Annotated in this window: 11 protein-coding genes and 1 rRNA gene; all 12 read right to left on the bottom strand. The window is 30.2% G+C overall.

Features of this window, described 5'->3' with window-relative positions:
- A 16S ribosomal RNA gene (locus tag JWF52_RS08675) occupies nucleotides 1-383 on the bottom strand; the annotation flags it as partial.
- Between the two features lie 182 nt (nucleotides 384-565).
- The gene (locus JWF52_RS08670; protein WP_208333179.1) at nucleotides 566-1,342 is read right to left on the bottom strand and encodes a SigB/SigF/SigG family RNA polymerase sigma factor; all 777 of its coding nucleotides are present in this window, start codon (nucleotides 1,340-1,342) and stop codon (nucleotides 566-568) included.
- The gene (gene rsbW / locus JWF52_RS08665) at nucleotides 1,342-1,749 is read right to left on the bottom strand and encodes an anti-sigma B factor RsbW (protein ID WP_353654898.1); all 408 of its coding nucleotides are present in this window, start codon (nucleotides 1,747-1,749) and stop codon (nucleotides 1,342-1,344) included. Before rsbW ends, JWF52_RS08670 begins: the two co-directional genes overlap by 1 nt.
- Nucleotides 1,750-1,752: 3 nt before the next feature.
- The gene (locus tag JWF52_RS08660) at nucleotides 1,753-2,070 is read right to left on the bottom strand and encodes an STAS domain-containing protein (RefSeq protein ID WP_208333178.1); all 318 of its coding nucleotides are present in this window, start codon (nucleotides 2,068-2,070) and stop codon (nucleotides 1,753-1,755) included.
- 23 nt (nucleotides 2,071-2,093) lie between these two features.
- On the bottom strand, nucleotides 2,094-2,351 hold the full coding sequence (locus tag JWF52_RS08655; protein ID WP_208333177.1) for a DUF948 domain-containing protein: 258 nt from the start codon (nucleotides 2,349-2,351) through the stop codon (nucleotides 2,094-2,096).
- Entirely contained in the window at nucleotides 2,351-2,635 is a 285-nt protein-coding gene (locus tag JWF52_RS08650) for a YtxH domain-containing protein (protein WP_208333176.1), read from the bottom strand. Before JWF52_RS08650 ends, JWF52_RS08655 begins: the two co-directional genes overlap by 1 nt.
- Nucleotides 2,636-2,700: 65 nt before the next feature.
- Nucleotides 2,701-5,127 carry a DNA gyrase subunit A gene (gene gyrA / locus JWF52_RS08645; RefSeq protein ID WP_208333175.1) on the bottom strand — a complete coding sequence of 809 codons (2,427 nt, stop codon included), beginning with the start codon at nucleotides 5,125-5,127 and terminating at the stop codon, nucleotides 2,701-2,703.
- Between the two features lie 17 nt (nucleotides 5,128-5,144).
- Nucleotides 5,145-7,046 (bottom strand): DNA topoisomerase (ATP-hydrolyzing) subunit B, encoded by a 1,902-nt coding sequence (gene gyrB / locus JWF52_RS08640; protein WP_208333174.1) that lies wholly within the window; start codon nucleotides 7,044-7,046, stop codon nucleotides 5,145-5,147.
- Complete coding sequence (gene recF, locus JWF52_RS08635; RefSeq protein WP_208333173.1) at nucleotides 7,047-8,162, bottom strand: DNA replication/repair protein RecF; 1,116 nt, start codon at nucleotides 8,160-8,162, stop codon at nucleotides 7,047-7,049.
- Between the two features lie 15 nt (nucleotides 8,163-8,177).
- Nucleotides 8,178-8,387 carry a S4 domain-containing protein YaaA gene (yaaA, locus tag JWF52_RS08630; RefSeq protein WP_208333172.1) on the bottom strand — a complete coding sequence of 70 codons (210 nt, stop codon included), beginning with the start codon at nucleotides 8,385-8,387 and terminating at the stop codon, nucleotides 8,178-8,180.
- Nucleotides 8,388-8,492: 105 nt separating this feature from the next.
- On the bottom strand, nucleotides 8,493-9,599 hold the full coding sequence (gene dnaN, locus JWF52_RS08625) for a DNA polymerase III subunit beta (protein ID WP_208333171.1): 1,107 nt from the start codon (nucleotides 9,597-9,599) through the stop codon (nucleotides 8,493-8,495).
- A gap of 241 nt (nucleotides 9,600-9,840) precedes the next feature.
- Nucleotides 9,841-11,160, bottom strand: a complete 1,320-nt coding sequence (dnaA, locus tag JWF52_RS08620; protein ID WP_208333170.1) for a chromosomal replication initiator protein DnaA — start codon at nucleotides 11,158-11,160, stop codon at nucleotides 9,841-9,843.
- Nucleotides 11,161-11,191 lie beyond the last annotated feature (31 nt).

The following is an 11,191-nucleotide window of genomic DNA, read 5'->3' as shown; positions in this document are numbered from 1 at the left end:
TGCTGCATCAGGCTTTCGCCCATTGTGCAATATTCCCCACTGCTGCCTCCCGTAGGAGTTTGGACCGTGTCTCAGTTCCAATGTGGCCGATCACCCTCTCAGGTCGGCTACTGATCGTCGCCTTGGTAAGCCGTTACCTTACCAACTAGCTAATCAGACGCGGGTCCATCCTGTACCGCCGGAGCTTTGATAAGAAAGCCATGCGACTCTCTCATATTATCCCGTATTAGCATACCTTTCGGTATGTTATCCGTGTGTACAGGGCAGGTTACCCACGCGTTACTCACCCGTCCGCCGCTCTTTCCCGAAGGAAATCGCTCGACTTGCATGTGTTAGGCACGCCGCCAGCGTTCATCCTGAGCCAGGATCAAACTCTTAAATATAAGTTTTGACTTGGGCTCAGATACTGTTATATATCTGGCTTTATGTTTGTTTGGTTGTTTCAAATTCTATAAATTAACCTACTGTTTAATTTTCAAAGTTCATTTATTCTTGTCCGTATCTATTGGACAAGTAATAATATACTATATATTAAACAGTAGGTCAATACTTTTTTTAAAGTTTTTTAAATATTTTTTTCATATTCTTTTCTAAGCTTCTCTATTATCTTTCTTTCTAGCCTAGAAACGGTCATTTGAGATATTTCTAAATCTTTCGCTATTGTTGATTGAGTCTTATCTAAGAAGAATCTATCCTTAAATATTTTAGTTTCTAATTCATTTAAATTCTCCATAAATTTATTTACAAAATCTTTTTGTTCTATATTTCCAAAGCTACTTTCTTCTTGTCCTATTTTATCTATAAGAGTTATATCTTTATCTTCAGAATCATCATTACTTGAAGAATCTAGAGATATCGGCTGGTATCCATATGAAGCTTCCATAGCTTCTAATACATCCTCTTCACTACATCCTATATAATTAGCTATATCTTTTACCTTAGGGTGTCTCTTATTCTCTTGCTCTAAAGCAACTTTAGCTTCACTTATTTTCTTGCTTAACTCTTGTACACGTCTAGGTACTCTCAAAGTCCACACTTTATCTCTAAAATACTTTTTTATTTCTCCTATTATAGTTGGAGTTGCAAAGCTAGAAAATTCATATCCTTTTTCTATATCATACCTATCTATAGCATATATTAGTGCCAATGAAGCAACCTGATATATATCTTCAAACTCAACACCTTTATTTATATACTTTTTCGCTAGCAAGTTTACTAAATATAGATGCCTTTCGATAAGAGTGTTTCTAAGTTCTTTGTTGTTCTTATCTTTACTATATATCTTAAATAGCTCTTTTGTATCCATATTTAGGTAATCTGTAGCACTAGCTACATTTTTCATTAAATATCAACTCCTAAATATTTAGTCATCCTTACTATTGTACCTTGGTTTTCTTTTGACTCTATACTTACATCATCCATTAATGTTTGTATTATAAACAGTCCTAATCCATTTTCTTTTGGATTCTCTAAATCAGGTTGAACTGCATTTTCTATGTCATAACCTTTACCATTATCTTGAATTTCTATAGTAAGTCCATTTTCTAATATGCTAAATGTTATATTGAATACATTATCATTACTATGCTTAATTGCATTAGTACAAGCTTCTGACACAGCTACCTTCATATCTTCTATATCATCTATTGAAAAACCTATTTTATTAGCTATTCCTGAAGTAGTTAGTCTTATAATACCTACATATTCAGGATTTGAACTTATTTCCATTTTTATAGTTTCACAAGTCAAAGCTTATCCCTCCACTTTAAATATTTTATCTAGACCTGTTATCGTAAAAATCTTTTTAACATTACTTTTAGGATTAATTATATATATTTCTTTATCATTAGTTCTTAATTTCTTAAGTACACCTATCATTACTCCTAATCCAGTTGAATCTATGTATTCTAAACTAGAAAGGTTAATTCTCATATCTACCACTTCTTGTTCTACTAAACCGTGTAAGTATTCTTTTAACTTATCCGCTGTAGATACGTCTAGTTCACCTTCTAAATTTATATCCCAAAAACTATTTTGTGAATCTAATTTTGAATTTATATTTATCGACATTGATAAACCTCCTTAGCATCTAATTATCTCTTCATGAATTTAAATACTTTTGTTATACTCGTAACTCTACTTGCTATATCAACTATATCTTCTGTATTTTTCGCTATCGATGCTACATTTTCTATAGTATCATTTATATATCTTTCATTATAATCTACTATTCTACATGCTTTTTCAACAATTTGTGTTGCAGTTTGTAATAATTTACTTAAATATATAGCTACTATTAATGCTGATACTCCTATTAAAACAGCCCCTATCTGCCATCCCATTGCATCCATTAATTATCTTCTCCCTCATCCTCAAAAGTTCTACTTATTACTATTTCATCTTCAGATATTTGTATATCATCTTCAGTAATATTTTCATCTATTAAAGTGTTTATCTTTTCTTTTACACCATCAAAAGTTTCTTGTAGAACATCTTTTGGATTATCTTTTACTTCTTCAAATTTTTCTTTAGCTTCTCTTCTTAATTCAGAACCTTTTTTAGGAGCAAAGAATAAGCCTGCTATAAATCCTAAAAAAGCACCTAATAATAGATATTTTCCTTTTTTATTACTCATAATACATTCTCCTCTTATTTAAAATTTTTATGTATTAGATTATGCAAAAAGAATAGGATATTATCCTATTCTTCCTCCATATTTATTTTAGCAATGGAAACTACATTAACTTCGTCGTTAGTTTTCATTAACTTAACTCCGCTTGTTACTCTTCCGAATAGTGAGATTTCATTTACTCTTAATCTGATAAGTACTCCATCTGAGTTTATTATCATCATCTCGTCATCTTCATTTACCATTTCTGCTCCAACAAGTTTTCCTGTTTTCTCAGCTATATTATATGTCTTTATACCTTTTCCAGCTCTTATTTGCGTTCTGTACTCAGCTATATCTGTTCTTTTTCCAAATCCATTTTCACTAACTACTAATAAATCTGTACCTTCATCGCATAGGTTCATTGATACTACTTTATCATCTTTTGATAAGCTTATACCTTTTACTCCCATAGCAGTTCTACCCATATATCTTATATCATTTTCGTCAAATCTTATAGACATTCCATTTTTAGTAACTAAAAGTACATCTTTATTTCCATCTGTAATCTTAACATCTATAAGCTCGTCATCTTCTCTTAATCCTATAGCTATAAGACCAGATTTATTTATATTTTTAAATTCTTCACGTTTAGTTTTCTTAACTATACCATTTCTAGTAGCTAGTAATAAATATTGATTAGTATCATTTTCATCTATTGCTATTAATGTTGCTATTTTCTCATTAGGTCCTAATTGAAGTAAGTTTACAATAGCAGTACCTTTAGCTTGTCTCTTTCCTTCAGGAATTTCATAAGCATTTAATTTAAATACTCTTCCCTTATTAGTAAAGAATAATAATCTACTGTGAGTAGTTGTACTTACAAGATGTCTTACAAAGTCTTCTTCTCTAGTAGTAAGAGCTGCAATTCCTCTTCCACCTCTATTTTGACTCTTATAAGTATCTGCTGGAACTCTCTTGATATAACCGAAGTGAGTAAGTGTTATAGCTATTTCTTCATCACTTATAAGGTCTCTCATATCTATTTCGCCTTCAGCATGTGTTATTTCAGTTCTTCTCTCATCGGCATAATTTTCTTTGATTATCATCATTTCTTCTTTTATTACATTAAGAAGTAATCTTTCATTAGCTAATATCTCTTTTAATCCATTTATTTTCTTGATTAATTCTTCATATTCAGCTTCAATCTTATCTCTTTCAAGTCCAGTTAATCTTTGAAGTCTCATATCAAGTATTGCTTGTGCTTGAATTTCAGATAATTTAAATTGTTCTATTAATCCAGCTTTAGCTTCCTGTCCAGTTTTTGAACCTCTTATTAACTTAATCACTGCATCTATGTTATCAAGAGCTATTTTTAATCCTTCTAATATATGAGCTCTTGCTTCTGCTTTATTTAATTCAAACTTAGTACGTCTAGTAACTACATCTTTTTGATGTTGTACGTAATGATATAATATTTGCTTAAGATTTAATACCTTTGGTTGTCCATTTACTAATGCAAGCATTATTATACTAAATGTATCTTCCATTTGAGAATGTTTATAAAGATTATTTAATACTATATTAGCATTTGCATCTCTCTTAAGCTCTATAACTATTCTCATACCATTTCTGTTACTTTCATCTCTAAGGTCAGATATCCCCTCTAGCTTCTTTTCTTTAACTAATTCTGCTATTCTTTCAACTAATTTAGCTTTATTAACTTGATATGGTATTTCAGTTACAACTATTTGTTGTTTTCCTTTTGCTAATTCTTCTATATATGCTCTAGCTCTAACCTTAACTTTACCTCTACCAGTTCTATAAGCTTCAGCAATATTTTCTTTTCCCATTATTATTGCTGATGTTGGGAAGTCTGGACCTTTTACAAATTGTATTAAGTCCTCTACTGTAGCTTCTTCATTATCTATTAAATGAATTGTTGCATCTATAACTTCACCTAAGTTATGAGGTGGTATTGATGTTGCCATACCTACTGCTATACCATTAGATCCATTTACTAAAAGGTTTGGGTATCTAGCAGGAAGTACTGAAGGTTCTTTTAATGATTCATCAAAGTTTGGAGTAAAATCAACTGTTTCTTTATCTATATCTCTTAATAACTCTAAAGATAACTTACTCATTCTAGCTTCAGTATAACGCATTGCGGCAGGTGAATCACCATCTACTGAACCAAAGTTACCATGTCCATCAACTAAAAGTCCTCTAGTTGAGAAATCTTGAGCCATTCTAACCATTGCTAAATAAACTGCACTGTCTCCATGTGGATGGTACTTACCTAGTACGTCCCCAACAATACGGGCAGATTTTCTGTATGGTTTATCTGGTGTTAAATTTAATTCACTCATTGAATATAATATTCTTCTATGAACTGGTTTTAGTCCATCTCTTACATCAGGAAGTGCTCTACCTGCTATAACGCTCATAGAGTATTCTATATAAGATTGTTTCATCTCTTCTGCTATTTCAATAGGGAGTATTCTATTATTTTCTTCCATGTATACTCATCTCCTCTCTATATATCCAAGTTTCTAACGTATTTTGCATTTGCTTCTATAAATTCTCTTCTTGGCGCTACCTTATCCCCCATAAGCATAGAGAATACTTCATCTGCCATAGCTGCATCATCTACAGATACTTGAAGCAATGTTCTTGCTTCAGGATTCATAGTAGTCTCCCATAGCTGTTCTGCATTCATCTCTCCAAGACCTTTATACCTTTGAAGTTCTACACCAGTTCTTCCAATTTGCTCTAATAATTGTTCTAATTGAGCATCAGAATAAACATAATGTTCTTTCTTTTGTTTTTTTACTTTGTATAATGGTGGTTGGGCTATATACACATATCCATTATCTATAAGAGGTCTCATGTATCTAAAGAATAATGTTAATATTAATGTTCTTATATGAGCACCATCGACATCGGCATCGGTCATTATAACAATTTTATGATATCTAGCTTTTTCTAAATCAAAATCATTACCAACTCCACATCCAAATGCAGTTATCATATTTTTTATTTCATCAGAAGATAATATTTTATCTAATCTAGACTTCTCAACGTTTAATATCTTCCCTTTTAGTGGAAGTATTGCTTGAGAGTGTCTATCTCTTCCTTGTTTAGCAGAACCACCGGCAGAATCCCCTTCGACTAAGAATATTTCACTCTTAACAGGATCTTTTTCAGCACAGTCAGCTAATTTCCCTGGCAATGATGTACTTTCTAATACACTTTTTCTTCTTGTTAATTCCCTTGCTCTTTTTGCAGCTTCTCTTGCTCTTTGTGCTCTAAGACCTTTATCTACTATGATTCTAGCAGTTGTAGGGTTTTCTTCTAAGAAAGATCCTAATTCTTCTACAGTTACGCTATCTACTATACCTCTCATTACTGTATTACCTAATTTAGTTTTAGTTTGACCTTCGAATTGAGGTTCTGAAAGCTTAACAGATACTACTGCAGTAAGACCTTCTCTTATATCTTCACCTACTAAATTTGGATCACTCTCTTTTAAAAGCTTATTTCTCTTAGCATAATCATTTACTGTTTTTGTAAGAGCGGCTCTAAATCCAGCTAAGTGAGTACCACCTTCATGTGTATTTATATTATTAGCAAAAGAATATATGTTCTCTGAATAGCCGTCAGTATACTGCATTGCTAACTCTACAACGCAATCTTTCACTTTTTTATCTATATAAACTATCTCTTCATGAATTCCAGTTCTAGATTTATTTAAAAACTTAACGTATTCAACTAATCCACCTGTATAATGGAATTCCTTTTTCTTTTCTTGATCTTGTCTTTTATCTTCAAATACTATTTTTATACCTTTATTTAAGAATGATAATTCTCTAAGTCTATGCTCTAAAGTTTCGTATTTAAATTCAACCTCATCAAATATAGTCGCATCCGGCATAAAGCTTATTATAGTTCCTGTATTTTTAGCTTCTCCTACTATCTCAAGATCATTTGTAGGTATACCTTTTTTATAAGATTGTCTATATATGTTTCCATTTCTATGAACTTCTGCTACTAGCCAATCAGATAATGCATTAACTACAGAAACCCCAACTCCGTGAAGTCCACCAGATACCTTGTATCCTCCTCCACCAAATTTTCCTCCTGCATGAAGTACCGTTAAAACAGTTTCTAGTGTTGATTTTCCTGTTTGTGGATGTACTTCTACAGGGATACCTCTACCATCATCTGCACACGATATACTACCATCTTTATTTATTGATACATATATTTCATAACAATAACCTTGTAATGCTTCATCTATAGCATTGTCTACTACTTCATAAACTAAATGGTGTAAACCTCTAGGACCTGTTGAACCTATATACATACCAGGTCTTTTTCTAACAGCCTCTAACCCTTCTAGTACTTGAATCTGACTTGCACCGTATTCTTGTTTCATTTAGATTCCTCCATTCTCTATACTAATAACGCTTCCTTGCTTGATATTGAAAATAGTAGTATTAGCTTTATTGAATATATTTTTATGTGAAACTTCGGCAGTAGTTATAAACATTTGAACTACACTTAAGTTATCTACCAATAGTTTTTGTCTTGTTTCATCTAATTCACTAAATACATCATCTAAAATCAATATTGGATATTCTCCAACTTCATTATTGATTAATTCTATCTCTGATAGCTTTAAAGAAATTGAAGCTGTCCTTTGTTGACCTTGAGATCCATATAATCTTACATCTAAATCATTTATAAAAATGTTTAAATCATCCTTGTGTAATCCATATTTAGTTGTACGTGTTTCCATATCATGCTCTCTATTAGATGAAAGTTTATCTAAAAATTTATTATATACACTAGCTACTGTATCTTCATCATTTATATTAATTTGATTTTTATATGTAATTGATAATTTTTCAATTCCATCAGTCAACTTCTCGTGCATATTTTTAGATATAATAGCTATCTTTTTTATAAAATCTCGTCTTAATATATAAATATAACTACCATATTGAGCTAAACTCTCGTCATAAACATCTAGCAAAGCTTTGTCTATATACTTACTTTTTAATAACTGATTTCTTTGAAATAAAATTTTATTATAACTAGTAAGGTAATTATAATACTTCGGCATAATCTGACTAATTTCCTTGTCAATAAATAATCTTCGTTCTTTTGGTCCCTCTTTTACAAGTCTTAAATCTTCAGGTGAAAATATCACAACGTTGATGTTTCCAAGTAATTCATGGATTTTTTGAATATGAATTTTATTTACTTTAATGCCTTTTTTATTTTTTCCAATAGCAACCTCTATTAAACCATTTGTATGCTGAGTTGAAAAATTTCCTCCAACATATAAATTTTCGCTATTAAATTTTATAATCTCCTTGTCCTTACTAGTTCTAAATGATTTTCCAAATGCTAACATATATATAGATTCGACTATATTAGTCTTTCCTTGACCATTTCTTCCCACAAGAAGATTTACTTTTTTATTAAATTCTAAATGCAAATTATCGTAGTTTCTGTAATTAACTAATTGTAAGCTATTTAGTCGCATAAAAGGCGCTCCTTTTTACACTACTTTGATTTTATTGCCTTCAACCTCTACTATATCTTGAGATCTTAGTTTTTTTCCTCTTCTAGTTTCTAATTCACCATTTACTGTAACTAAGCCTTCTTGGATTAAATACTTAGCATGTCCACCAGTTGATGCAATATCAGCTAACTTAAGAAATTGGTCTAACTTTATATATTCTGAATCTATAGTTATTTCAATCATCATTAGTTCCTCCTAATCTAAAATCTAACACAATGTGCTAAAAGTATATTATATCATAAAATTACTTACAAAAACCCAACTTTTATTTAGTTGGGTTTGATGTCTGTACTATATATTTGATGATATTCTTACCGGAAGCAATAAATAAGTATATTTAATTTCGTCCGCAGGTTTTATTATACAAGGATTTACATTAGTCGTAAATTCTATGAATATTTCTTCACTATCTATATTTTTTAATCCCTCTATAAAATATCTAGAGTTAAAGGCTATGTCTAAATAATCTCCTTCTAATTCTAAAGAAACCTCTTCATAGACATTACCTCTATCTGTATTAGAAGTTATTGCCATAGAGTTATCTCTTATTGATAACTTTATTAAGTTATTCTTCTCTGATTGAGATAATAACGATGCTCTCTCAATACTATTTAAAAGTTCTTTTGTATTTAACTTAATTTTTGAGTTATGTTCCCTTGGCAGTAATTTTTTATAATCAATAAAATCACCTTCAAGAAGTCTTGTTATTATTTTTGTGTCGTTAATGATAAATATTGCATTTTTATCATCAAATCCTAATTTAACATCTTCATCAGAAGATAATAAACTATTTACATCTGTTAAAGTTTTTCCAGGTATTATAACTTTAGCATCATTTGTTATATTGTCAACTTTACAACTTCTAACAGCTAATCTATATCCATCTATAGCAACTAAACTTATATCTCCATTTACAATTTCAAAAAGTTCACCCATTAATACAGGTTTCGTTTGATCTTGAGATATAGCAAAAACTGTTTGCTTTATCATATTTTTCAGTAAGTCTTGAGGTATATTATATAAATCCTCCTTATTTACTTCAGGTAATCTTGGAAATTCTTTAGCTGAATCTCCTTTTATTTTAAATCTAGAGTTTACGCAATTTATGTATACATTATTTTCAGCATCTGTTTCTATTTCAACAAATGAATCAGGTAGTTTTCTAATTATATCCCCAAAAAGTCTAGCGTTTACTACTATTTCACCTTCTTGTATTACTTCAGCTTGTGTATAAGTTTCAATTCCTATCTCTAAATCATATCCAGTCAGTTTTAATTGATCATTTTTAGCTGATAATAATATACCTTTTAATAGATCTAATGTTGTTTTTCCATTAATAGCTTTTTGAGCAATACCTATTTTATTCGCTAAAAGTTTTTGATTACAAATTATTTTCAATGTGGATAACCTCCTTGTGGCATTTATATATAAAAATAAATAAAAAAATTAGTAGTAATAGTAGTAGGTGTTGTTGATAATGTGCATAAGTAGATGTACCCAAATAATCGCAAAGATATCAACATGTGTATAAAATGTTAATATCTCTGTGAATGGAAATCTAATATTTTGTTAATAAAATTTAGACAAAAAAACTATAAACACGACATCAACACCATATCCACAGACAATTGTTTATAAATTATCCTTTTAAATCTGATATCATTTTATCTATTTTAGTCTTAATTTCGTCATTTGATTGTATATCTTTAACAATCTTATCGTGGGCATGAATAACTGTTGTATGATCTCTTCCACCAAACTCGTCTCCTATTTTAGGTAGAGACAAGTCTGTAAGTTCTCTAGTTAAGTACATAGCTATTTGTCTTGGATAAGCTATTGATCTAGTTCTCTTTTTCGAGTTGAAGTCTTCCATTTTAAGGTTAAACACAGAAGATACTTTTTCTTTTATTCTATTTACTGTAATTTCTTCATTTTTTGATGTAGTTATAATATCTTTTAATGCTTCTGATGCAAGCTCAAAAGATATTGTTCTATTAGTAAGAGAAGAATATGCAATTACTCTAGTTAGGGCACCTTCTAATTCTCTTATATTAGATTTAATATTTTTAGCAATATAAGTAGTTACTTCATTTGGAACGTCAATGTTTTCCATTTGAGCTTTTTTTCTAAGTATTGCTATTCTAGTTTCGAAATCAGGAGCTTGTATATCTGTTATAAGTCCCATCTCAAATCTTGATCTTAATCTATCTTCTAATGTAGGTATCTCTTTTGGAGGTCTATCACTAGAAATTATTATTTGTTTATTTGCCTCATGTAATGTGTTAAATGTATGGAAAAACTCTTCTTGAGTTCTTTCTTTTCCAGCAATAAATTGAATATCGTCTATTAATAAAATATCTACATTTCTATATTTGTTTCTAAATTCTTCATTTCTATCATCTTTTATTGAATTTATAAGCTCATTTGTAAATTTTTCAGAAGACACATAAACAACCTTAGGATCCTTTTTTTGTGTCATTATATGATGTCCGATTGCATGCATTAAGTGAGTTTTACCTAGTCCAACGCCTCCGTATAAGAAAAGAGGATTGTACGCTTTAGCAGGAGATTCAGCAACTGCAACGCATGCAGCGTGAGCAAATCTATTACTGTTACCTATTACAAACGTATCAAATGTATATTTAGGATTTAAATTTGGATAGTTCTTTTTTACATTAGATGTCTTGTTTTCTTCACCTAATCCCTCAATGTCTTTTTCATTTAAAACAAATTTAATATTGTATTTTTTTAATGATAGCTGGTTTATAGAGCTTTCTATTAGATTTAAATACCTATCTTCTAGTATTCCCTTAGTAAAATCGTTAGGAACTAAAAGTATTAAATCGCTCATATATATTTTTAAAGGTACTATTTGCTTGAAAAAAGCATTAAAACTAGGAGGAGATAACTCTCCTTTGATTAATTGTAGTGTTTTGTCCCATAAAGAAACTATATCCATAATATAAACCTCCGAACAGAATAATTAACAT

The organism is Clostridium sp. CCUG 7971, from assembly GCF_017590215.1.
In the GTDB taxonomy this organism is placed as follows: domain Bacteria; phylum Bacillota; class Clostridia; order Peptostreptococcales; family Peptostreptococcaceae; genus Faecalimicrobium.
Note: the sequence above shows the minus strand (reverse complement) of the source record. Positions and strands in the feature narration are given on the sequence as shown.